General features: G+C 66.8%; 24 protein-coding genes. 12 read left to right on the forward strand and 12 right to left on the reverse strand.

The features are described 5' to 3' along the window. The 3 genes from mreC to mrdA form a co-directional block, all read left to right on the forward strand. A partial coding sequence (gene mreC / locus B0E49_RS00345) for a rod shape-determining protein MreC (protein ID WP_144264382.1) occupies positions 1–760 on the forward strand: 760 nt, incomplete at its 5' end. Positions 761–797: 37 nt separating this feature from the next. After that, the gene (gene mreD / locus B0E49_RS00350) at positions 798–1,316 is read left to right on the forward strand and encodes a rod shape-determining protein MreD (protein ID WP_077559989.1); all 519 of its coding nucleotides are present in this window, start codon (positions 798–800) and stop codon (positions 1,314–1,316) included. Beyond that, positions 1,313–3,259, forward strand: a complete 1,947-nt coding sequence (mrdA, locus tag B0E49_RS00355) for a penicillin-binding protein 2 (protein WP_077559990.1) — start codon at positions 1,313–1,315, stop codon at positions 3,257–3,259. Before mreD ends, mrdA begins: the two co-directional genes overlap by 4 nt. Positions 3,260–3,346: 87 nt before the next feature. On the opposite strand, the gene B0E49_RS00360 is transcribed toward mrdA, so the two are convergent. The 3 genes from B0E49_RS00360 to B0E49_RS00370 form a co-directional block, all read right to left on the reverse strand. Further along, positions 3,347–4,105, reverse strand: a complete 759-nt coding sequence (locus tag B0E49_RS00360; protein WP_077559991.1) for a sulfite exporter TauE/SafE family protein — start codon at positions 4,103–4,105, stop codon at positions 3,347–3,349. Between the two features lie 273 nt (positions 4,106–4,378). Continuing rightward, entirely contained in the window at positions 4,379–6,100 is a 1,722-nt protein-coding gene (locus tag B0E49_RS00365) for a GMC family oxidoreductase (protein ID WP_077559992.1), read from the reverse strand. A gap of 4 nt (positions 6,101–6,104) precedes the next feature. After that, positions 6,105–7,616, reverse strand: a complete 1,512-nt coding sequence (locus tag B0E49_RS00370; RefSeq protein ID WP_077559993.1) for a CoA-acylating methylmalonate-semialdehyde dehydrogenase — start codon at positions 7,614–7,616, stop codon at positions 6,105–6,107. 91 nt (positions 7,617–7,707) lie between these two features. Between B0E49_RS00370 and B0E49_RS00375 the strand changes: the two genes are divergently transcribed. Then, the gene (locus B0E49_RS00375; RefSeq protein ID WP_077559994.1) at positions 7,708–8,652 is read left to right on the forward strand and encodes a LysR family transcriptional regulator; all 945 of its coding nucleotides are present in this window, start codon (positions 7,708–7,710) and stop codon (positions 8,650–8,652) included. 8 nt (positions 8,653–8,660) lie between these two features. Here the strand turns inward: B0E49_RS00375 and B0E49_RS00380 are convergent, their stop codons facing one another. From B0E49_RS00380 to B0E49_RS00400, 5 genes are all read right to left on the reverse strand, one after another. Then, the gene (locus tag B0E49_RS00380) at positions 8,661–8,939 is read right to left on the reverse strand and encodes a pentapeptide MXKDX repeat protein (RefSeq protein ID WP_077559995.1); all 279 of its coding nucleotides are present in this window, start codon (positions 8,937–8,939) and stop codon (positions 8,661–8,663) included. 69 nt (positions 8,940–9,008) lie between these two features. Further along, a complete protein-coding gene (locus tag B0E49_RS00385; RefSeq protein ID WP_077559996.1) occupies positions 9,009–9,785 on the reverse strand; it encodes a molybdopterin-dependent oxidoreductase in 777 nt (258 codons plus the stop codon). A 10-nt stretch (positions 9,786–9,795) separates the two neighbouring features. Next, on the reverse strand, positions 9,796–10,392 hold the full coding sequence (locus tag B0E49_RS00390; RefSeq protein ID WP_077559997.1) for a cytochrome b/b6 domain-containing protein: 597 nt from the start codon (positions 10,390–10,392) through the stop codon (positions 9,796–9,798). Between the two features lie 184 nt (positions 10,393–10,576). Then, positions 10,577–11,293, reverse strand: a complete 717-nt coding sequence (locus B0E49_RS00395; RefSeq protein ID WP_077559998.1) for a hypothetical protein — start codon at positions 11,291–11,293, stop codon at positions 10,577–10,579. 9 nt (positions 11,294–11,302) lie between these two features. Next, the gene (locus B0E49_RS00400) at positions 11,303–12,511 is read right to left on the reverse strand and encodes a trans-sulfuration enzyme family protein (RefSeq protein ID WP_077559999.1); all 1,209 of its coding nucleotides are present in this window, start codon (positions 12,509–12,511) and stop codon (positions 11,303–11,305) included. 215 nt (positions 12,512–12,726) lie between these two features. Between B0E49_RS00400 and B0E49_RS00405 the strand changes: the two genes are divergently transcribed. From B0E49_RS00405 to B0E49_RS00420, 4 genes are read left to right on the forward strand one after another with little or no spacing between them, the layout of a single operon-like run. Then, positions 12,727–13,863, forward strand: coding sequence for an MlaE family ABC transporter permease (locus B0E49_RS00405; RefSeq protein ID WP_077560000.1), 1,137 nt, complete (start codon positions 12,727–12,729; stop codon positions 13,861–13,863). Further along, positions 13,860–14,690, forward strand: coding sequence for an ABC transporter ATP-binding protein (locus B0E49_RS00410; protein WP_077560001.1), 831 nt, complete (start codon positions 13,860–13,862; stop codon positions 14,688–14,690). The genes B0E49_RS00405 and B0E49_RS00410 overlap by 4 nt, the downstream gene beginning before the upstream one ends. Positions 14,691–14,706: 16 nt before the next feature. Further along, positions 14,707–15,666 (forward strand): MlaD family protein, encoded by a 960-nt coding sequence (locus tag B0E49_RS00415; protein ID WP_077560002.1) that lies wholly within the window; start codon positions 14,707–14,709, stop codon positions 15,664–15,666. 23 nt (positions 15,667–15,689) lie between these two features. After that, a complete protein-coding gene (locus B0E49_RS00420) occupies positions 15,690–16,325 on the forward strand; it encodes an ABC-type transport auxiliary lipoprotein family protein (protein WP_077560003.1) in 636 nt (211 codons plus the stop codon). Positions 16,326–16,336: 11 nt separating this feature from the next. Here the strand turns inward: B0E49_RS00420 and B0E49_RS00425 are convergent, their stop codons facing one another. Both B0E49_RS00425 and B0E49_RS00430 read right to left on the reverse strand, forming a co-directional pair. Then, positions 16,337–16,975 carry a MarC family protein gene (locus B0E49_RS00425; RefSeq protein WP_077560017.1) on the reverse strand — a complete coding sequence of 213 codons (639 nt, stop codon included), beginning with the start codon at positions 16,973–16,975 and terminating at the stop codon, positions 16,337–16,339. A gap of 5 nt (positions 16,976–16,980) precedes the next feature. Next, entirely contained in the window at positions 16,981–17,727 is a 747-nt protein-coding gene (locus tag B0E49_RS00430) for an SDR family oxidoreductase (RefSeq protein WP_077560004.1), read from the reverse strand. Between the two features lie 74 nt (positions 17,728–17,801). On the opposite strand from B0E49_RS00430, the gene B0E49_RS00435 reads away from it, so the two are divergent. From B0E49_RS00435 to B0E49_RS00445, 3 genes are read left to right on the forward strand one after another with little or no spacing between them, the layout of a single operon-like run. After that, positions 17,802–18,413, forward strand: coding sequence for a 2-hydroxychromene-2-carboxylate isomerase (locus B0E49_RS00435; RefSeq protein ID WP_077560005.1), 612 nt, complete (start codon positions 17,802–17,804; stop codon positions 18,411–18,413). Between the two features lie 53 nt (positions 18,414–18,466). Then, the gene (locus B0E49_RS00440; RefSeq protein ID WP_077560018.1) at positions 18,467–19,150 is read left to right on the forward strand and encodes a dienelactone hydrolase family protein; all 684 of its coding nucleotides are present in this window, start codon (positions 18,467–18,469) and stop codon (positions 19,148–19,150) included. Between the two features lie 6 nt (positions 19,151–19,156). Then, on the forward strand, positions 19,157–19,804 hold the full coding sequence (locus tag B0E49_RS00445) for a glutathione S-transferase family protein (protein ID WP_077560006.1): 648 nt from the start codon (positions 19,157–19,159) through the stop codon (positions 19,802–19,804). Between the two features lie 36 nt (positions 19,805–19,840). Here B0E49_RS00445 and B0E49_RS00450 read toward each other — a convergent pair whose 3' ends face one another. Next, on the reverse strand, positions 19,841–20,959 hold the full coding sequence (locus B0E49_RS00450; protein ID WP_077560007.1) for a magnesium transporter CorA family protein: 1,119 nt from the start codon (positions 20,957–20,959) through the stop codon (positions 19,841–19,843). A gap of 109 nt (positions 20,960–21,068) precedes the next feature. Beyond that, complete coding sequence (gene hemB / locus B0E49_RS00455; RefSeq protein WP_077560008.1) at positions 21,069–22,070, reverse strand: porphobilinogen synthase; 1,002 nt, start codon at positions 22,068–22,070, stop codon at positions 21,069–21,071. Between the two features lie 317 nt (positions 22,071–22,387). Here hemB and B0E49_RS00460 point away from each other — a divergent pair, with 317 nt between their 5' ends. Continuing rightward, entirely contained in the window at positions 22,388–22,819 is a 432-nt protein-coding gene (locus B0E49_RS00460; RefSeq protein WP_077560009.1) for a CopD family protein, read from the forward strand. Positions 22,820–22,829: the final 10 nt, after the last annotated feature.

The following is a 22,829-nucleotide window of genomic DNA, read 5'->3' on the forward strand; positions in this document are numbered from 1 at the left end:
GTATCCGGTGCAATGGCTGGTCATGCGCCCGGTGCTGCTGGCGCGCACCGGCAGCGAATATTTCGAGTCCCTGGAAGCGGCCCAGCAGGGTGAGGAGGCGGCGCGCCGAAAACTCGCGCTGCAATCCCTGCGCGCCAGCCAGGTGGAACAGCTCACGCTGGAGAACGCCCGCCTGCGCAAGCTGCTGGCGCTGCGCGAGCAGATCAGCACGCCGGCGCAGGCCGCCGAGGTGCTGTATGACGCTGCCGACCCCTATTCCCGCAAGATCATCATCGACAAGGGCATGACCCAGGGCATCGTGGCCGGCTCGCCCGTGATCGACGAGTCCGGCGTGCTCGGCCAGGTCACGCGGGTGCTGCCGCTGCTCAGCGAGGTCACGCTGGTGATCGACCGCGACCAGGCCATTCCGGTCCTGAACACGCGCACCGGCGTGCGCGGCGTGGCCTTCGGCGACCCGGTGTCGCAGGGCGGCATGCTGGACTTGCGCTTCATGCCGGCCAACACCGATGTGGTGCAGGGCGATTTGCTCACCACCAGCGGCGTCGACGGGGTGTACCCGCCGGGCCTGCCCGTCGCCAAAGTGGCGAGGGTCGAGCGTCGTGCCGATTCGAGTTTTGCCCGCATCTACTGCACCCCCCAGGCGCTGGTGAACGCGACGCGGCACGTCATGGTGCTCGCGCCGGTGTCGGTGCAGATCCCGCAGCGCCCGGAGCTGGACCCCAAGCCGGCGCCCGCGAAAAAGAAGGGCGCTTCAAAATGAGGCACGGGCCCATTTCGCTGCGTCAGGAGGGCGCCGCATGATCATGCGACAGGGGCAGCAGCTGCTGCTGCCCGCCAACCCGTTGTTTATCTGGGGCAGCCTGCTGGCGGCCCTGCTGGTCAATATGCTGCCGCTCGGGCGCACCGCGTGGATGCCGGACCTGCTGATGCTGCTCCTGGTGTTCTGGAGCGTGCACCAGCCGCTGCGCGTGGGGATCGGTGCGGCCTTCGTCTTCGGGGTCGTCATGGACGTGCAGCAGGCCGCGCTGCTGGGCCAGCATGCACTGGCCTATACCGCGCTGAGCTTCTTCGCCATCACCATGCACCGGCGCCTGCTCTGGTTCAGCGTGCCATCGCAGGCGCTGCAGGTGCTGCCGATTTTTGTCGCGGCCCATGCGATTGAACTGGGCATCCGCATGCTCGGCGGCGGCGTGTTTCCGGGCTGGCAGATGCTGCTGGCGCCACTGGTCGAGGCGGTTTTGTGGCCGATCGTCAGCGTGCTGCTGCTGGCGCCGCAGCGCCGCGCGCCCGACCCCGACAAGAACCGTCCGTTATGACCGAGCTGCGCAACATCGAAGCCGAGCTCGCGCGCTTTCGCCGGCGCGTGCTGGTGGCCAGCCTGGTGGTACTGGTGGCGTTCGGGCTGCTGGTCGCGCGCCTGATGTTCCTGCAGATCGTGCGCCATGACGATCTGGCCGAGCAGGCCGAGAGCAATCGCACCGCGATCGTGCCGACGGTGCCGAACCGCGGGCTGATCGAGGACCGCAACGGCATCATTCTGGCCAACAATTACTCCGCCTACACGCTGGAGATCACGCCGTCCAAGGCCGGCCCGCTGGAGCAGACCATCGCCGCGCTGGCGCAGGTGGTCGACATCACGCCGCGCGACCGCAAGCGCTTCAAGAAGCTGCTGGAAGAGTCCAAGAGCTTTGAGTCGCTGCCGATTCGCACCCGCCTGAGCGATGAGGAAGTCGCCAGATTCGCGGCGCAGCGCTATCGTTTTCCGGGCGTCGAAATCAAGGCGCGGCTGTTCCGCAACTATCCGTTTGGCGAGCTCGCGAGCCACGCGATCGGCTACATCGGGCGCATCAACCAGGCCGAGAAGGACCGCATCGACGACTCCGACGACGAGGCCAACTACCGCGGCACCGACTACATCGGCAAGCTCGGCATCGAGCAGAGCTACGAGCGCCAGCTGCATGGCACGACCGGCGTGGAGGAGATGGAAACCTCGGCCGCGGGGCGCGCCGTGCGCAGGCTCGCCAGCATCCCGGCCACGCCCGGCGACACGGTCAAGTTGTCGATCGACATCCGGCTGCAAAAGCTGGTGGAAGACATGTATGGCGATCGCCGCGGCGCGCTGGTCGCGCTCGACCCCAGGACGGGCGAGGTGCTGGCCTTCGTCAGCAAGCCCACGTTCGACCCCAACATGTTCGTGGACGGCATCGACAGCGACAACTGGCAGGCGCTCAACGAGTCACTGGACAAGCCGCTGCTGAACCGGGCGCTGCGCGGCACCTACCCGCCGGGCTCGACCTACAAGCCGTTCATGGCGCTGGCCGCGCTGGAGACCGGCAAGCGCACGCCGCAGCAGTCGATTTTCGACCCGGGCTACTTCATGTTCGGCGGGCACAAGTTCCGCGACGACAAGGAGGGCGGGCACGGCACGGTCAACATGTACAAGTCGATCGTGGAGTCCTGCGACACCTACTACTACATGCTGGCCAACGACCTCGGCGTGGACACGATTCACGACCACATGAAGCCGTTCGGCTTCGGCGAGCTGACCGGCATCGACATCCAGGGCGAGCTGCGCGGCCTGTTGCCATCGACCGAATGGAAGCGCACGGCCTACCGGCGCGCCGACCAGCAAAAATGGTATGCTGGGGAGACCATCTCGCTCGGCATTGGCCAGGGCTACAACCACTTCACCGTGCTGCAACTGGCACGGGCCACGGCCATGCTGGTAAATAACGGCATGAAGATCAAGCCGCATCTGGCCAAGGAAGTGATCGATGCCGTCACGCACAAGGCAGAGCCTGTGGTGCACGAGGCGCCCGAGCGGATCGACGTCAGGCCCGAGAACCTGGCGGTGATCAAGAACGCCATGGTCGGCGTCAACCTGCAGGGCACTTCGGCCGCGAGCTTTCGCGGTGCGCCCTACACCAGCGGGGGCAAGACCGGCACGGCCCAGGTGCTCGAGATCAAGCAGAACGAGAAGTACCACGCCAGCAAGATCGCCGAACGCCTGCGCGACAACGCCCTGTTCACGGCCTTTGCGCCGGCCGAGGACCCGAAGATCGTGATCGCCATGGTGGTCGAGAACGCCGGCTTTGGCGCACAGGCCGCGGCGCCGATGGCGCGCCGCATCTTTGACTACTGGCTGCTCGGCCAGTACCCCAGCGAAGAAGACATCGCGGCGGTGCAAAAGGCGCAGGCCACGACGCCGATCGGCAAACCGCGCCGCGTGCAGGACGTGCCGTGGCCCCCGCAGCCCTAGGACTGGAACCCCCACGCTTGTCGCTTCGCGTACTGCGCTGCCCCCCGAGGGGGCTGAACTTGCTCGGGGCGGCCCTTCGCGGCGTTCCTAGCGCATGAACGCGTCGTAGCCGGTTTTCAGAATCAGCGCGCTCACCACCACGATGAAGACCCCGCGCACAAAGCCCGCGCCGTGGCGCAGCGCCAGCCGCGTGCCGAGCAGGCTGCCGATCACATTCGCCGCGCCCAGCGCCAGCGCGAAATGCCACCAGACGTGGCCTTTGAGCGTGAACAAAATCAGCGCCGCGATATTCGTGGCGCTGTTGATGAGCTTGGCCGAGGCCGAGGCGCTCAGGAAGTCGTAGCCGAGCCAGCGCACGAACACGAACACCAGGAAGCTGCCCGAGCCGGGGCCGAAGAAGCCGTCGTAAAACCCGAGCGTCAGGCCAACGGTGCAGGCCGCCAGCGTCTCGCGCTGCCCGGAAAAGCGCGGCGTGTGGTGGCGCCCCAGTTCCTTTTTGGCCAGTGTGTAGAGCAGCACCGCGAGCAGGATGAAGGGCAGGGCGCGGCGCAGGTAATCCGGCGCCAGCAGCGTCACGGTCCAGGCGCCCGCCAGCGAGCCGCCAAAGCCGGCCACGGCCGCCGGCCCCAGCGCGTGCCAGGGCATGTGCACGCGCCGGCTGAACTGCCAGGCCGCGATCGAGGTGCCCCAGACCGAGGCGCTCTTGTTCACGCCCAGCAGCGTCGCGGGCGGCGCGCTGGGAAAGACGGCGAACAGCGCGGGCACCAGAATCAGGCCGCCGCCGCCCACGATGGCGTCCACGAAACCGGCCAGCAGCGAGGCCAGCGACACGACGATCAAATCCATGGCGTTATTGTCGCCGGAACGAAGACGGTGCTTGCTATTGGATTGATAGCTGTATGCGCATAACTGGTAAGGGCTACAGACTGTTTTGATTGAAAAAATAAAAAGGCGCCGGGGTCACCGGCGCCTTTTGTCTGCTACCTCACTGGCGACGGGTAGCGCGCCAGCGTTGCAATTTTGTCTCCTCGGCTCCTCATGGAAATGGGCGCTCGCGCCCGTTTCCGAGTGACCGTACTGTATGCGATCAGCGCCGCCCCGACGATCGGGATTTACCCTTCAAACCTTGATGCCATCCTCGGCGATCCACTGCGCGGCCTTCTCCGCAATCATCAGGGTCGGCGAGTTGGTGTTGCCGCTGGTGATGGTGGGCATCACGCCGGCATCGACCACGCGCAGGCCGGCCACCAGACCACCCTGCCCATCGTGGACCCGCAGCCGCGCATCGACCACGGCCATGGGGTCGTCGGCGCGCCCCATCCTGGTGGTGCCGACCGGGTGGAAGATGGTGGTGGCGATGTCGCCGGCCAATTTGGCCAGATCCTCGTCGCTCTGGAACTGCACGCCGGGCTTGTATTCCTGCGGCTGGAAGCGCGCCAGCGCGGGCTGCGCCACGATGCGGCGCGTCACGCGCAGCGAGTCGGCGGCGATTTTGCGGTCCTGCGCCGTGCTCAGGTAGTTGGGCGCGATCGCGGGCGCGTCCTCGAAGCGGGGGCTCTTGATCTGCACCGTGCCGCGGCTGGTCGGGTTCAGGTTGCACACGCTCGCGGTGAATGCCGGAAAGTTGTGCAGCGGCTCGCCGAACGCATCCAGGCTCAGCGGCTGCACATGGAATTGCAGGTTGGGCCAGGCTTGCGAGGCATCGCTGCGCGTGAAGGCGCCCAGCTGCGAGGGCGCCATGCTCATCGGTCCGGTTTGCCTCAAGGCGTATTCCAGTCCAATCTTCGCCTTGCCCCACAGCGAGCTGGCCATGGTGTTGAGGGTCCGGGCCCCCTGCACCTTGAACACGGCACGGATTTGCAGGTGGTCCTGCAGGTTCGCACCGACACCCGGCAAGTCCCGCACGACGGGCACGCCGCAGCGCTGCAGCAGCGCGGCCGGCCCCAGCCCCGAGAGCTGCAGAATCTGGGGCGAGCCGATGCTGCCCGCGCACAGGATCACTTCGCATCTAGCCGTGGCCGTCACGTCCTCCGTGCCGGCGCGCACCTGCACGCCGGTGCAGCGCTGGCTGCCGTCGGGCGCGGTCTCGAGCACCAGCCGGCGCACTTGCGCCGAGGTCCACATCTCGAAGTTGGGCCGCCCATAGCAGGTCGGGCGCAAAAAGGCCTTCGCGCTGTTCCAGCGCCAGCCCGCTTTCTGGTTCACCGCGAAATAGCCCACGCCCTCGTTGTTGCCGCGGTTGAAGTCGTCGGTGGCGGCAATGCCGGCCTGCTGCGCCGCCTGCGAGAACGCGTCGAGGATGTCCCAGCGCAGGCGCTGTTTTTCCACGCGCCACTCGCCGCCCGCCTGGCGGTGCCGCAGCAGCTGGCGGTACGGCGTCTGGTCGTCCTGCAGCAGCTCCGGCGTGCTGCCCCTGGCGCCGTGCGCCGCGTCGGCGCCCTGGTAGTAGTCCTCGTGCAGCTTGAAGTAGGGCAGGGCATTGGCCCAGGTCCAGGCGTCGTCGCCGGTGAGTTGCGCCCACTGGTCGTAATCGCGCGCCTGCCCGCGCATGTAGATCATGCCGTTGATGCTGGAGCTGCCGCCCAGCGTCTTGCCGCGCGGGTAGCGCAGCGCGCGCCCGTTCAGCCCCGCGTCGGGCTCGGTGTGGTAGAGCCAGTCGGTGCGCGGGTTGCCGATGCAGTACAGGTAGCCCACCGGGATGTGGATCCAGTGGTAGTCGTCCTTGCGGCCGGCCTCGATCAGCAGCACGCGCTTTGTGGCATCGGCGCTGAGCCGGTTCGCCAGCAGGCAGCCGGCCGTGCCGGCGCCCACGATGATGTAGTCGAAGGCGGTGTCGCTCATCGATTCACTTCGGCGTCGGCATGGCAAACTCCGCGCCCTTGCCAATGCTCTCGGGCCAGCGCTGCATGATGGATTTTTGCTTGGTGTAAAAGCGCACACCCTCTTCGCCGTAGGCGTGCGTGTCGCCGAACAGGCTCTTCTTCCAGCCGCCAAAACCGTGCCAGGCCATTGGCACCGGGATCGGCACGTTGATGCCGACCATGCCGACCTGGATGCGCCGCGCAAACTCGCGCGCCACGTGGCCGTCGCGCGTGAAGCAGGACACGCCGTTGCCGAACTCGTGGGCGTTGATCAGCTCGACGGCCTCACCGAAGTCCTTGACCCGCACGCACGAGAGCACCGGGCCAAAGATTTCTTCCTTGTAGATGCGCATCCCTGGCGTGACATGGTCGAACAGCGTGCCGCCCATCCAGAAGCCCTTGTCGCAGCCCTTGCCCGCGTCGGTGCCGCGAAAGCCGCGGCCATCGACGACCAGTTTGGCGCCCTCGGTGACACCCAGTTCGATGTAGCCGGTGATGCGGGCGTGCGCCGCCGCGGTCACGATCGGACCCATCTCGGCATCCAGTGCGGTGCCGTTCTTGATCTTGAGCGTCTTCGCGCGCTCGGCCAGCAGCGGCAATACCTTGTCGGCGACATCACCCACCAGCACCGCGACGCTGACCGCCATGCAGCGCTCGCCGGCCGAGCCGTAGCCCGCGCCGACCAGCGCGTCCACGGTCTGCTCCAGGTCGGCATCGGGCATCACCACCATGTGGTTCTTGGCGCCGCCCAGCGCCTGCACGCGCTTGCCGTGGTGCGCGCCGGTCTCGTAGATGTAGTTGGCAATCGGCGTCGAGCCGACGAAGGACACAGCCATCACGTCGGGGTGCTCCAGCAGCGCATCCACCGCCTCCTTGTCGCCCTGCACCACGTTGAACACGCCGTCCGGCAGGCCGGCTTTTTTGAGCAGCGCGGCGATCAGCAGCGAGGCGCTCGGGTCGATCGGACTGGGCTTGAGGACGAAGCAGTTGCCCGCGGCGATCGCCACCGGGAACATCCACATCGGCACCATCACGGGGAAGTTGAACGGCGTGATGCCGGCCACCACGCCCAGTGGCTGGCGCAGGGTCCAGTTGTCCATGCCGCCCGAGACCTGGTCCGTGAAATCGCCCTTGAGCAGTTGCGGAATGCCGCAGGCAAATTCCACCACGTCGATGCCGCGCGAGACCTCGCCCTGCGCATCGGTAAAGACCTTGCCGTGCTCGGCGGTGATCAGGTGCGCGAGTTCGTCCCGGTGGGCATTCAGCAACTCCAGAAACTTGAACAGCACGCGCGCGCGGCGCAGCGGCGGCGTGTCGGCCCAGGCCGGAAAAGCTGCGTGGGCGGCGGCCACGGCCTTGTCCACCTCGCTGCGGCTGGCCATGGCCACGCGCCCGGTCACGGAGCCGGTGGCCGGGTTGAACACGTCCTGTGCGCGCCCCGAGGTGCCGGCCACCACGCGGCCGGCTATGTAATGGTCAATATTTGCTGTGCTCATGATGAATCTCCTGGTGAATGCGGCGAGTGTCGCCAAAATGAGTATGGTTTGCCAATGAATTCGCCAAAACCAGTGTATAAATTTGGCAAATATGAGCGGCCACCTCGACCCCCAAACTCTACGCGCCTTTGTGGCCGTGGCGCGCGAAGGCAATGTCTCGCGTGCGGCCATGCGGCTGCATCTGAGCCAGCCGGCCGTCAGCCTGCAACTCAAGAGTCTGGCGCAGAGTACGGGGCTGGCGCTGTTCACGCGCACGCCGCAGGGACTGGTGCTCACGCGCGACGGCGCGGCGCTGCTGCCGCAGGCGGAAAAAGTGCTGGCCTCGCTCGTCGATTTCAACCAGGCGGCACTGCGCCTGCACAACACGCTGCGCGGCGTGCTGCGCATCGGCACCATCCTGGACCCGGCGTTCACCCGGCTCGGCGCGTTTTTGAAGGAACTGGTGGAGTCGGCGCCGCAGATCGAGACCGAGCTGCGTCAGGGCATGAGCGGCGACGTGCTGGCGCAAATTTCGCGCGGCGAACTCGATGTCGGGTTCTACCTGGGCCTTCCCGTCAATTCTGAATCAAATCAGCCGCTAGCCCATGTGGAGTCTAGACAGGCAGCTATTCATTTCGAAGCAAAGGAGCTCACTCACTTCAGCTACCGCGTGCTGGCCCCGGCCGGCTGGGGCCCGCAGGTGCTGGGCCGCGACTGGAAGGCGCTGGCGGCCTTGCCGTGGCTGGCCACGCCGCCCGCATCGGCGCACCACCGCGTGCTGGCCGGCGTGTTCGGCCCCGGCTCGCTGACCGGGCTGGAGCCCCGGCGCGTGGCGCTGGTGGACCAGGAGGCCTCGATGCTGGACCTGGTCAAGTCGGGCGTCGGCCTGTCGCTGGTGCGCGACTCGATTGCGATTCGCGAGAGCCAGGCGCACGGTCTGGTGATCGCCGACCGGGTCAGCCTGGACTGCGTGCTGAGCTTTGTCTGCCTGAGGGCGCGCGTGGCCGAACCGGTGGTGGCGAGCGCGTGGGCGGCGCTGGACAAGGTCTGGCGCTGAAGGCGCCGCTACTTGCTCATTTCATCCTTGCCCATGGCGTCCTTGCCCATGGCGCCTTTGCCCATTGGGTCTTTGCCCATCGCGTCCTTCGCCATGTGATCTTTCCCCATGGCGTCTTTCGCCATGGGTTTCTTCATGTGGTCCTTGGCCATCGAGTCCTTCGCCATCGCGCCGCTGCTCATGGCGTCCTTGCCCATGTCATCCTTTTTCATCGCGTCCTGCGCCATGGCGCTGGCGCCGACGAGCAGGATGCAGCTGGACAAGAGGGCGGTGGTGAGCTTGTTCATGGTGGTTTCCTTCAAAGGTGAGTGAAAAAATGGCAGAGTTGCCGCGATCGTGGCGCCGCTGAGCCGGGCTCAGCTGCCCCCGAACCAGTTGTAGCCCTGGTCTTCCCAATAGCCGCCAGGGTAGGTGTTGGTGACGAAAATCGCCTTGATGTATTTCGGGTTCTTGTAGCCCAGCTTGGTCGGCATGCGCAGCTTCATGGGAAAGCCGTATTTCGGCGGCAGAACCTGGCCGTCGTAGCTCAGCGTCAGCTGCGTTTGCGGATGCAGCGCGGTCGGCATGTCGATGCTGGTGTAGTAGTCATCAAAGCACATGAAGCCGACATATTTGGCCGTCAAATCGGCGCCGACGCGGCGCAGAAAACTCGCGAACGGCACGCCGCCCCAGCGCCCGATCGCGCTCCAGCCTTCGACGCAGATGTGGCGCGTGATCTGGTCGGTCTGCGGCATGGCGTGCAGTTCGGGCAGGGTCCAACTGTGCCTGTCGGCGACCCAGCCCGAGACTTCGAGCCGGTAGCTGTCCGCGTCCACGTGGCGCACCTCGTTCTCGCTGTAATAGGCGTTGAACGGGAACGGGCGCGTGATCATCGATTCCGGGTAGGTCGGCGCGAGCCGGTTCGGGTCGAACAGCCAGGCCTGCACGTCGTCGTTGAAGCGCGAGACCCGGGTCAAGGCCGCGTCCACGCTCTGGTTGTCCATCAGCGAGCAGCCGGTCAGCATCGACAGGCCGCCGAGCGTGAGCGAGCGCCGCAGGAAGTCGCGCCGGCCCGGTTGCGCGAGACGCTGCACGGCTTCCTTGAGGATGGCGTCGCCGTTGCTTATAAGGAATTTTGGGGTTTTGATCTGCATGGTGGTCTCCTCAATGGCCGCGGATCATGTGCACCAGCGTGCGCGGCACCAGCGCCACCATCGTCAGGTGCACCAGCACGAACGCGACGAGCAGCGCCATGGCCAGAAAATGAATCCGGCGCGCCACCTCGTAGCCGCCCAGCAGTTCGCGCAGCAGCGGAAACTGCACCGACTTCCACAGCACCAGCCCGGACAGCACCAGCAGCACGCTGTCCAGCATCACGAACAGATAGGCCAGGCGCTGCACCATGTTGTAGTGGCGCGGGTCCGCGTGCGCGAGCTTGCCGGCCAGCGCGGCCTTGAGGTCGGCGATCAGCGCCCTGGGGGACAGCGGGAAAAACTTGCGCCACAGCCGTCCTGTGACTATGTTCAGCATCAGATACAACACGCCGTTGATGGCCAGCACCCACATCGCCGCGAAGTGCCACTGAATGGCGCCCCCCAACCAGCCGCCCAGCGTCAGCACGGCCGGAATCTCGAAACCCATGAAGCCGGTGGCGTCGTAAATGCGCCAGCCGCTCATCACCAGCGTGACCACCGCGAGGGCGTTGATCCAGTGCATGGCGCGCAGCCAGCCGGGGTGAATGATTTGCGCGTTCGTATCCATCCATCGTCTCCAGTCGTGAAGGAAGTGGAAGGCCCGCGACGATTCGGCGCCTTCATCCTGTCTGTCATGAGGGGTAGTCGGGCCGCGCCGCGGGTTCTTACAGGAGTAGTCCGCTTTTTGTTGGAGCGCAAGGCATTGCGCCTTCCGGCTCGCCGTGCCCGATCAGTACTGGTGCCCGGTAGGGTTAGGGCTCACGTGCGGAAAGGATGGCATTGAGTTCACCGCCGATTTCCACCACGAGCGCCGAGCAGCGAATGTACTCATTCCTAAGAAACTCTTCAGCAAAGACCGGTCTGTATGAAACGCACTCGTGCTCAAAGGCGGGGAACGTGACGGCGTGCCTGGCTTCGCGCTCGCCCGTGAAGTCTTCATTGAGCGAGGGGAAGACGATGCTTCGGTGTTTGGCTTGATTCGCCAAAGCGGACAAGTGTTTGAATTCGCCACCGGTCGCAAGCGTTTTGAGCAGGGCTCCCAGCTTGGCGCTACCAGAATGCTTCGTGAGTTGCGCCGTCACAGAGGTGACCGAGAGGGCTCGCGGCTTGATCGCGCTCGGAAGAAGGTTTAGCCCTAGAGAGTAATAGAGCGCATTCGCGAGAATATCTGGTACAGCGTGGATGCTCTGAATGCACGCTGTCAGGTGCGCTCCGACTTCGCGGGTGAACACGTTGAATTTGGCCCACCCCTCACGATCCCCGCCGAGTGTGACTTTAAACAGTGAGGCATCCTGGAGCTCAGATGAAACGTAGGCTTCTACCGCGGCCCGCGCGGCCTGAAAATGGATTCGGGCATAGATTTGTCGGTCATCTACAGACCGGATCGACGGTGCAGCGAGTTCAAGCTGCCGTCCCCCGAAAAGTCGAGAGATGTGCTCACGCGTTTCATTGAGATTCCAGGGTGGCATGGGGGCTCGTCAGAGCTTTTGCAACGCGCGCGCCATGTCGGCTTTCAGGTCATCGATGTGCTCGACGCCGACCGACATGCGCACGAAGTTGGGCGCGATATCGGCGGCCTGCATCTGCGCCTCGTTCATCGTGCCGGCCCACATGGCGGCGGTGTGCACGATCAGCGAGTCGACGCCGCCCAGGCTCACGGCGTGGGTCGCGAGCTCCAGCGAGGCCACAAACCGGCTGGTGGCCTCGAAGTTGCCGCGCACCGCGAACGCAATCACGGCGCCGTAGCCCGTCATCTGCTGGCGCGCCAGCGCGTGTTGCGGGTGGCTTTCCAGCCCCGGGTAGAACACACGCTCGACCTGCGGCTGGTCCTGGAGCCACTGCGCCAGCGCCAGCGCGTTGGCGTTGATGCGCTGCACGCGCAGCGGCAGCGTGCGCAGGCCGCGCAGCAGCAGCCAGGCGTCCATCGGTGACAGCACCGCGCCCAGCGTGGTGTGCATGCGCCAGATTTTTTCGGCGTGCAGCGCCGAGCAGCAGACGGCGCCGGCCGTGAGGTCGTGGTGCCCGCCGAGGTACTTGGTGGCGCTGTGCAGCACGATGTCGATGCCCAGCGCATGCGGCTGCTGGTTCAGCGGCGAGGCAAAGGTGTTGTCGGCCACGGTCAGGATGCCGCGCGGCCTGGCCAGCGCCGCCACCGCGGCCAGGTCGGTCAGCACCAGCGTCGGATTCACCGGGCTCTCCAGCATGATGAGCCGGGTGTTGGGGCGGATCGCCGCCTCGATCGCGGCCAGGTCGGTCTGCTCGACGATGCTGACCTGCACGCCAAAGCGCACCAGCACTTCCTCGAACAGCTTGGTGGTGCTCATGTAGTGCCGGCTCTGCGCGATCACGTGGTCGCCGGCCGACACGAGCGCGAGCACCGTGGTGCTGATCGCCGCCATGCCCGAGCCGGTCAGCAGCGCGGTCTCGGTCCCTTCGAGCTTGGCCAGGATCGCCGCCACATGCTCGTGCGTGGGGTTGCCATAGCGCGTGTAGAAGCCCGGATGGCGCGGCACATTCGCCATCTCGGCGAAGGCTTGCGGGTCGTCGGCCTTGAAGGTGGCCGAATAGTGAATGGGCGCGACCAGCGCCGAATCGGTCGACAGGCCCGCGTCGCCGTGCAGCACGCGGGTTTCGTCGTGCCAGGACGCCGGGTCGGAGGAAGGGTTGGAGGCGGGGTTTTTTTTCATGCGATGGATCGTCCGGACAGCCGGGACGGAGGCCCGGGCTGTCCAGTCTACTGCGTGAGGTTTAGGCGGGAGGGCGGCGCGGTCATGGCAGGCGCGGGGCGCCGGCCTGGCTACGCAGCGACGGGCAACCCCCAGGACGGCGCCCATTCCTACAGCGCCAGAGCCCGGCAACGCGGTACGATGCCAGTCCCGACCACTCAGAGCCCGCACCACCGATGGAGGAGCCCAGCCCCCGCGTCACGCAACAGGACACGCCCCAAGGGCCGTGTGCCGTGCTGGCCGGTCGCTGGACGGCGGCGCAGCTCACGGGGGCGAGCGCGTGGCGGCAGGCCTCCCGCGACCTGCAGGCGTTGCCTGCTGCGGCCGCGCCCGGTGCCCTGCTGGGCTGGAACCTGCAGTCGCTGCAGCAGTTCGACCACATCGGCGCCCAGATACTGTGGAACCACTGGGGCCGCCAGTGGCCGACCCGGCTCGACGCGACGCCCGACCAGCGCGCCGTGCTCGAGCGCGTGGCGCAGTTCACCACCACACCGCCCGCGCCCCCGCGCGCCACGCCGTGGCAGCAATTCCTCGGCCTGGGCGCCTGGGTGTTGCAGGGACTCGAACGCGGCAAGGACCTGACACGGCTGATTGGCCAGTTGCTGCTCGACATGCTGCGGCTGCTGCGCGCGCCGCGCCGCGGGCCCTGGCGCGATCTGTCGGGCCACCTGTTCAGCATGGGCGCGGCCGCGCTGCCAATCACCGCGCTGGTCGGCTTCCTGATCGGCGTGGTGCTGGCCTACCTGAGCGCGCAGCAGCTGCGCCAGTTTGGCGCCGACGCCTATATCGTGGACCTGCTGGGCATCTCGCTGATTCGCGAACTCGGGCCGGTGCTGGCCGCCATCCTGCTTGCCGGGCGTTCGGGCTCGGCCATCACCGCGCAGATCGGCGTGATGCGCGTCACCGAAGAGCTCGATGCGATGAGCGTGATGGGCATTGCGCAGGGCTTTCGGCTGGTGCTGCCGCGCGCCCTGGCGCTGGCCATCGTGATGCCCTTGATCAGCGTGTGGACCACGCTGGCCGCGCTCGTCGGCGGCATGCTGGCGGCCGACGTGGCGCTGGGCGTGACGCCGGCCTACTTCATCCAGGCGCTGCCCGGGGCGGTGGATGTGGCCAACCTGGCGCTGGCGACGGGCAAGTCGGTGGTGTTCGGCGTGCTGATTGCGCTGATCGGCTGCCACTTCGGGCTGCGCGTCGAGCCCAATACCGAGAGCCTGGGCCAAGGCACCACGGCTTCGGTGGTGGCCTCGATCACCATGGTGATCCTGGTGGACGCGCTGTTTGCCGTGGTGTTCAAGAATGTGGGCATATGAGTACAGATCCCACGCCCGTTCCCCACGCCCCGCAGGATGACGACGTGATCGTCGACGTGGAGAAACTCTGGACCGTGTTCGGCCCGCCCGAGCACCCCGTGGTCATCCACCAGGATCTGGACCTGCGCGTGCGGCGCGGCGAAATCGTCTCGCTGGTCGGCGGCTCGGGCAGCGGGAAGACCACCTTGCTGCGGCAAATGTTGGGGCTGGAGACGCCGTTCCGCGGCCAGGTCCGCGTACTCGGCGAACCCGCCTCCTGCATGGGCGGTCAGGGCGCGTCGAGCCGGGTCGGCATGCTGTTCCAGCACGGCGCGCTGTTCTCGGCCTTCAGCGTGCTGGACAACGTGGCGTTTGCGCTGCGCGAGTTGGGGACCCTGCCCGATGCGCTGATCCGCGACGCCGCGCTGGTCAAGCTGCAAATGGCCGGGCTGGCCGTGGCGGACGCCGCCAAGATGCCGAGCGACCTGTCGGGCGGCATGGTCAAGCGCGTGGCGCTGGCGCGCGCGCTCATCATGGACCCGCCGCTGCTGCTGCTGGACGAGCCCACGGCGGGGCTGGACCCGGAGAGCTCCGACAGTTTTTGTGCCCTGCTTGGCTCGCTGCACCGCGAGATGGGCCTGACGGTGGTGATGGTCACACACGATCTGGACACGGTGTTCGAGCTCAGCACCCGCGTGGCGGTGCTGGCCGAAAAGAGAGTCATCGTGAATGGCCCGGTGCGCGAGGTGGTCGCATTCGACCACCCCTTCATCCGGGAATTTTTCCTGGGCCAGCGCGGGCGCCGCGCGATGGCGACGTTGCCCGAGCCCGCGGCGCAGCCTGTGTAGAAAGAGAGTCACTGGAATGGAAAACAAAGCCCATGCCCTGGCCGCCGGCACGTTCGTGCTGCTGATCACCGCGCTGCTGATTGCGCTGGCCGCGTGGCTGATGCGCGACAAGCAGGTGTTCCGCGTCTACGAGATGTCCACGCGCGAGGCCCTCAGCGGCCTGCAGGTGCAGGCGCCAGTGCGCTACCGCGGTATTGCCGTGGGCAAGGTCTCGTACATCGGCTTCGATCCGCAGGTCAAGGGCAATGCCCTGGTGCGCATCGCGGTCGACCAGAGCGCGCCCATCACGAAGTCCACCTTTGCCACACTGAGCTTTCAGGGGGTGACCGGTCTGGGCTTTGTGCAGCTCGACGACGACGGGCAGTCGAGCCAGCCGATCCCGTATGTCGAGGATGGCGGCTACCCGCGCATTCCGCTCAGGCCCAGCCTGCTGAGCAGCCTGTCGGACGAGGGCACCGCCATGATCAAAGAGGTCGAAGAGGCCACCCAGCGCATCAACCTGCTGTTTGCGCCCGACAACCAGAAGGTGCTGATCGATGCCGTCAGCCAGCTCGGGCAGGCGGCCGACAGCATCAACCGGCTCGCCGCCAGCGTGGATGGCACCTTGACGCAGCGGCTCAACCCGGCGCTGGCCGCGATACCCCCGCTCGCCGACGAGACGCGCAAAACCCTGCAGTCGCTGCAGGCCACGTCCAATGACTTTGGCCAGATCGCCCGGCGTGCCAACGAAAAAGGCGGGGTGATGGATCAGCTCGCCGATGGCAGCCAGGCGCTGACGCAGGCCGCCGCCACGCTGAACGGGGGCACCCTGCCCAGCGTGAGCCGCGCCGGTGACGATGTCGCGCGCACCGCGCGCCAGCTCACCCGCACCGTGCGCGGCATCAGCGATAACCCGCAGTCGCTGGTGTTCGGCAGCGGCGCCGTGCAACCCGGCCCCGGCGAGGCCGGATTTACCGCACCAGGAGCCGCAAAATGACGCCGTCCGGATCGGAGTTTGCTATGAAATATGAAGCGCATGGTGTAGGCGCAGTATGGGCTAGAGGCCTGTTTTTTCTAATTTTTCTGCTGCTGGCGGGCTGCGCCCTGACCGAAAAACAGGTGCGCGCGAGCGTGTACGACTTTGGCCCCGGCGCGCTCGTGGCGGCGCCCGAGCCCGCCGCGGCCCCGGGCTTGCCAGCGCTCGCGCTGGGCGACGTGCAGACCAGCCAGGCGCTCGATAGCCTGGCCGTCCTGTACCGACTCGACTACGCCGATGCGCAGCAACTGCGTCCCTACGCCCATGCGCGCTGGAGCGCGCCTCCCGCGCAACTGGTGCGCCAGCGCCTCAGCGAGGTCCTGAGCCGGGATCGCGCGGTGGTGAATGCCAGCGAGAGCACGGTGCCGCTGGTGCTGCGCGTCGAGCTGGAGGAGTTCAGCCAGCGCTTCACGTCGCCGGCGCAAAGCAGCGGCGTGATCCGCCTGCGCGTGACGCTGACCCGGATCACGCCGGCTGGCGAGCGGCCCGTGGCGCAGCGCAGTGTGGTGGTGCAGCGCCCCGCGCCCAGCCTGGATGCCCCCGGCGGCGTCCAGGCGCTGGCCGCTGCGACCGAGGCGGCGGCGCAGGAGATTGCGCAGTGGCTGGCGCCACTGCGCTGAGGCTCGATTTTCTATCCAATATGCCCGAGCACGGGGAACAGCTTGCGCAGGCCGTCGGCCATCAGTTCGACCGACAGCGCGGCCAGGATCAGCCCCATCAGGCGCGTCATGATGTTGATGCCGGTCTTGCCGAGAAAGCGCGAAATCGGCTCTGCCAGCGCGAAGCAAAACGCCGAGACCAGCCCGATCACCAGGCCGTAGCCCACCAGGGTCAGCAGTTGCAGGAAGCTCTTGGCCTTGTCGGCATAGATCACCACCGTGGACATGGTGGCCGGGCCGGTCAGCAGCGGAATGGTCAGCGGCACCACGGCAATGCTGGCACCCACGGCCGAGCGCGCGGCCGCATCGTTCAGCTCGGTCGGGGTGGATTTGGCCTCGGCCGGCTGCGCGTTCAGCATGCTCAGCGACGAGGTCAGCAGCAGCATGCCGCCGCCGACCTGGAAGCTGGCCAGCGAGATACTGAAGAAATCCAGAATCTGCAGGCCCAGCAGCGCACTGACGGCAATCACGACGAAGGCGCTGAACGACGAGACCCAGATCGTGCGCTGGCGCTGTGCGCGCGCGAAGCCCTGCGTGTAGTGGATGAAAAACGGCACGATGGCCAGCGGATTGACGATGGCCAGCAGGGTGACCAGTGGTTTCAGGTCCATGGCCATCAGCGCGCTCCCGAGACTTCGAGCAGGGACATGGTGGTGTAGCTGGCGGCCTCCGAGAGCAGCCAGACGATGGCCTGCGCCACCTCGTCGGCGCTGCCGCCGCGCTGCATCGGCACCTCATGCATCCGGTCGCGCACACGGTCGGGCAGACCGCCCGAGGCATGGATCTCGGTCTCGATCAGGCCCGGGCGCACGGCGTTGACGCGGATGCCCTCGGCCGCCACTTCCTTGGCCAGGCCGATCGTGAAGCTGTCGATCGCACCCTTGCTGGCCGCGTAGTCCACGTACTGCGCCGGCGAGCCGAGCCGCGCGGCGGCGCTCGAGACGTTGACGATGGCGCCGCCGCTGCCGCCATGTTTCGTGCTCATGCGGCGCACCGCCTCGCGCGCGCACAGAAACGAGCCGATCACGTTGATGTCGAAGATGCGCTTGAGGCGCGCCACGCTCATCTCGTCGACCCGGGCCGCCACATCCACCACGCCGGCGTTGTTGACGAGCGCGGTCAGGCGCCCGAACTGCGCGTCCAGGGCGGCGAACATCGCCAGCACCTGGTCTTCCTGCGCCACGTCGGCCTGCAGCGCAATGGCGCTGCCGCCGCCCGCGCGAATCTGGCGCACCACGCCCTCGGCCGCCTCAGCGTGGGCGGTGTAGTTGACGGCCACCGCATAGCCCTGCTGCGCCGCCAGCAGCGCGGTGGCGGCGCCGATGCCGCGGCTGCCGCCGGTAACCAGTAAAACCTTGTTCAAAGCCTGTCTCCTGCAGAAAAGTGGCGTCTCGGCTACAAACCAGTATTACAGCATCACACCGACTGGAGCCTGCCTTGAGCCCATCCGTTGACTATTACTTTGCCGCGCAAAGCCCCTGGACCTACCTGGGTCACCCGCGCCTGGCGGCCATGGCCCGCGCCACCGGCGCCGCGGTGCGCGTGCTGCCGGTGGACCTGGGCCAGGTGTTCCCGGTCTCGGGCGGGCTGCCGCTGGGCAAACGCGCGCCGCAGCGCCAGGCCTATCGGCTGCTGGAACTGCAGCGTTTCTCCGAGCTGCTGGCGCTGCCTTTGACGATCAAACCCAGATACTTCCCGGTGTCCAGCGATGACGCGGCGCGCCTCATCGTCGCGGTGGACACTCACGACGGCGCCGACGCCGCGATGAAGATCGCGGGCGCGGTGTTCGCGGCCGTGTGGGCGCAGGAGCGCGACATCGCCGACGAGCGGGTGCTGGCGCAACTGCTGTCCGAACAGGGCTTGAATCCGGCGCGGCTGGAGCAGTCGCACAGCCAGGCGGCGCACGAGCGCTATGAAGCCAACACCCGGCAGGCGATCGAGGCCGGGGTGTTCGGCGCGCCCAGCTTTGTGGTGGACGGCGAGCTGTTCTGGGGCCAGGACCGGCTCGATTTTGTCGAGCGGAAACTGAAGGCCTGGGCGCACAGGTAAAGTCTGCAGCATCGGCACGTCAGGCCGAACCAACTGAATTAAGGAGCATGAACATGGGGCAATGGATCGATCTCAAGGCGGCGGACGGTTTTGTCTTTCCCGCCTACGTGGCGCAACCCGCGGGGCCGGCCAGGGGCGGCGTGGTGGTGCTGCAGGAAATCTTCGGCGTCAATTCGCACATCCGCGCGGTGGCCGACGGTTACGCGCTTGATGGCTACCTGGCGGTCGCGCCCGCCACTTTTCACCGCGTCAAGCCGGGCGTGGAGCTGGGCTATACGCAGGACGACATCACGGCCGGTGTGGCGCTGAAAGCCGCGGTGGAGGGCCTGGCCGCACCCGGTGTGCTGCCCGACATCCAGGCCGCCATCGACTATGCACAGCAGGCCGGCAAGGTCGGCGTGGTGGGCTATTGCTGGGGCGGCCTGCTCACGTGGCGCTCGGCCTGCCTGCTTCAGGGCCTCGCCGCCGCCGTGCCGTATTACGGCGGCGGCATGACCAGTGCGACCGAGACGGCGCGCACGCCGCGGGTGCCGGTGCTGGTGCATTTCGGCGAGCAGGACCACTCGATTCCGGTGGAGACGGCGCGCGCCTTCGCCAAGGCCCAGCCCGGCGTGGAGGTGAAGTTCTACGCCGCAGGCCATGGTTTCAATTGCGACCAGCGCGGCGCCTACGACGCGGCCGCTGCCACGCTGGCACGCACGCGCACGCTGGCGTTCTTCGGCCAGCACCTGGGCTGAGGCGGCATGATCCAGCTGCACTACTACCCCAGCACGGCGGCCATGGCGCCGCACATCCTGCTCGAGGAGATCGGGGTGCCGTTCGAGCTGGTACTGGTGGATCGGGCGCACGATGTGCACAAGACGCAGCAATACCTGCAGCTCAACCCGAATGGCCTGATCCCCAGTTTGACGCAGGGCGACCTGGTGCTGTATGAGTCCGCCGCGATCTGCCTGCATCTGTGCGACACCCACCCGCAGGCTGCGCTCGCCCCGCCTGTGGGCACGGCGCAGCGCGCCCACTTCTACAAGTGGCTGATGTGGCTCACCAACACGCTGCAGGCCACGCTGATCGTCTACTTTTATCCCGAGCGCTGGGTCAACGCCGGCAACGCCGTGGGTGTGGCCGAGGTGCGCGCGCACGCCGAGTCTAAGGTGCGGGTGCTGCTGGACCTGCTCGAGCGGGAACTGGCCCGCTACGGCGGCCCCTGGCTGCTCGGCGACAGTTATACGGCGCTCGACCCCTACGCGATGATGCTGTGCCGCTGGACGCGCAACTTCGAGCAGCCCGCACGCGCACGCACACACCTGGGCCCGTACCTGCAGCGCGTGCTGGAGCGTCCCGCCGTGCAACGCGCGTTTGCCACCGAGCAGATCGCCCCACCTTGGGTGTAGGCAGCGCGCCACACGAAGTGGGCAAGCGTGGGGGCCCTACTTTCCCGTGCGTGCCAGATAGCGCTTGCGCCAGAACACCAGCCCGGTGGCGGCGGCAACGGCCAGCATGAATGCCACGGTCCACCAGAACGCGGCTTGGTGATGGATCAGCGGCATGAACTCGAAGTTCATGCCGAAAAATCCGGTGATCAGGTTCAGCGGCAGAAAGATCGCGGTCAGTGCGGTCAGCGTGCGCATGATGTCGTTGGTGCGGTTGCTCTGCGCGCTGAAGTGCATCTGCAGCGTAGTTTCCGCCGTTTGCTCCAACCGCAGCACATGGTGCACGACGCGCTCGATGTGCTCCAGCACGTCGCGGCTGCGCACCTTGAGCAGCTCGTACTCGCGCGCCAGCGCGGGTGTGGCGGGCGCCGGCCAGTCCTCCAGCACGGCGATCCAGTCCTGCATGGCGCTGCGCTGGTCTTCGCAGATGCCGTCGAGCTGGTGCAGGGCCAGGCGCGCCTCGAGCAGCGCGCCCCAGTTGCTGAAGCGGGTGTGCGGCGCCAGCAGCTCGACCTGCCAGTGATCGAGCTGGCGCGTCAGCTCGCGCCGCAAATCCAGGTAGCCATCGACCATCTGGGCCACGATGCGCAGCATCAGGTCCGCCGGGCTGGTCGGCAGTCGCGCGCCGGCGCCGCGGGCCTCAAGGGATGCGCCGCCGAGCAGTTTGGCAGCGTAGGCGTCGCGGATCGCGCAGTCGGCGGGGTGCACGGTGAGCAGCACATGGTCGAACACGGCAAAGCCGACCGGGCTGGTGTCGATGCGCCGCAAAATGGGCGGCCCGCTGCGCTTGGCCGGCGCGCCCGGCGCCGGGCCGGGTTGGCTTGTGTGGGCCGGATCGGCCTCGTGCTGACCGGCGCTCAGGCGCCGGAACACCAGAACGTCGTATTGCGAGGTGTAGTCGTAATGCGACGGCAGCTGGTGGTTCAGCAGGTCGCTGATGTGCAGGTCGACCAGTTGCGTGCCGCACAGCGCCTGCAGCGTGGCCTGGATTTGCGCCTGAAGGGCTTCGAATTCGCGCCGGCCGCAGGCAATCCAGACGTAGCCCTGTTCAGGCAACTGGGTTGGCGGGGTCGGTGTCTCCAGAACGCCGGCGCCGCTGATGTTGAAGATGCGCATGAAATCTCCCGGCAGCGCCCGTGTGCAGTCCGGGTTATTGGTTAAATCGGCCTTCAGCCCTTGATGGGCCTTCGCAGGTAGCTATGAATTTTATAGTTTTCGGTGCGCATCAACGGGCCATCAGGCGCGCCGCCTCGAGCGCGAAGTAGGTCAGCACGCCGTCGGCACCGGCGCGCTTGAAGGCCAGCAGGCTCTCCATCATCACGGCGTCGTGCTCCAGCCAGCCGTTCAGGGCAGCGGCCTTCAGCATCGCGTATTCGCCGCTGACCTGGTAGGCGAAGGTCGGCATCTGAAACTCGTCCTTCACGCGGCGCACCACGTCCAGATACGGCATGCCGGGTTTCACCATCACCATGTCGGCGCCCTCGGCAATGTCCAGCGCGACTTCGCGCAGCGCCTCGTTGCTGTTGCCCGGGTCCATCTGGTAGGTCTTCTTGTCGGCCTTGCCCAGGGTGGCGGCCGAGCCCAGGGCGTCGCGGAACGGGCCGTAAAAGGCGCTCGCGTACTTGGCGCTGTAGGCCATGATGCGGGTGTGGATGTGGTGCCGGTGCTCCAGCGCGCGCCGGATCGCGCCGATGCGCCCGTCCATCATGTCGCTCGGCGCCACAATGTCCACCCCGGCATCGGCTTGAGTGAGCGCCTGCTTCACCAGCACCGCCACGGTTTCGTCGTTGAGGATGTAGCCGCTCGCGTCGAGCAGGCCGTCCTGGCCATGGCTGGTGAAGGGGTCGAGCGCCACGTCGGTCATCACGCCGAGTTCCGGGAAGCGTTTTTTAAGTTCGCGCACCACGCGCGGTACCAGGCCGTCCGGGTTCCAGGCCTCGCTGCCGTCGGGGGTTTTGAGCGCCGGCTCGATCACCGGAAACAGCGCCATCACCGGAATGCCCAGGCGCACGCATTCTTCGGCGACCGGCAGCAGCAGGTCCAGGCTCAGGCGGTCCACGCCGGGCATGGAGGCCACGGCCTCGCGGCGCTGGCTGCCGTCCAGCACAAACACCGGGTAAATCAGGTCGTGCGCGCCGAGGGCGTGTTCGCGCACCAGGTTGCGCGTGAACGCGTCGCGGCGCAGGCGCCGGGGGCGGCCAAGGGGGTAGGGGGCATAGAGGCTCATGGGCAAAATTGTGCCTGATTCGCGCGGCGGCCAGACAAGCCCGCGCGGTCAATAAAGTAGAAAGTACTACAAAACCACCACGCTGTTTGCAACGTGTCACAAATAGTTCGCAGAATTGCTTGAAATTGCCCGGCGACCTTGGTAAATTTCAACCGGGCAGCTTGCTGCTCCCCGCTTTTCCTCCCTGAGCGGGCGCCTCAATGTGTGACAGCAAAAAGGCTTCCCAACCCGGCCTTGGTGCCGGGTTTTTTTTGCCTTGAAGAGTGCCGGCGGGGGTGCCCGGGTCGTGACCTGCCCTGTGGCACTAAACTGTGCCCATGCTCTGGGTCAAATCGCTCCACATCGTCTTTATTGCCAGCTGGTTTGCCGGCCTGTTCTATCTCCCCCGCATTTTCGTGAACCTGGCCATGGTGGCGCCGCAGTCGCTGGCCGAGCGCGAGCGGCTGCTGCTGATGGCGCGCAAGCTGTTGCGCTTTTCCACGCTCTTGGCCGTGCCCGCGGTGCTGCTGGGCCTGTGGCTGTGGCTGGGCTACGGCATCGGGCGCGCTCCGGCCGGCAACGGCTGGCTGCACGCCAAGCTCGTCGTGGTGCTGCTGGTGATTGGCTACCACCACGCCTGCGCGCGCCTGCTGCGCCAGTTCGAGGCGAACCGCAATACGCACAGCCACGTCTGGTTTCGCTGGTTCAACGAAATCCCGGTGATCTTGCTGTTGCTGGCGGTGGTGCTGGTGGTGGTCAAGCCGTTCTGAGCCACGCGCC

This window comes from Polaromonas sp. C04, assembly GCF_002002705.1.
Lineage (GTDB): Bacteria > Pseudomonadota > Gammaproteobacteria > Burkholderiales > Burkholderiaceae_C > Rhodoferax_A.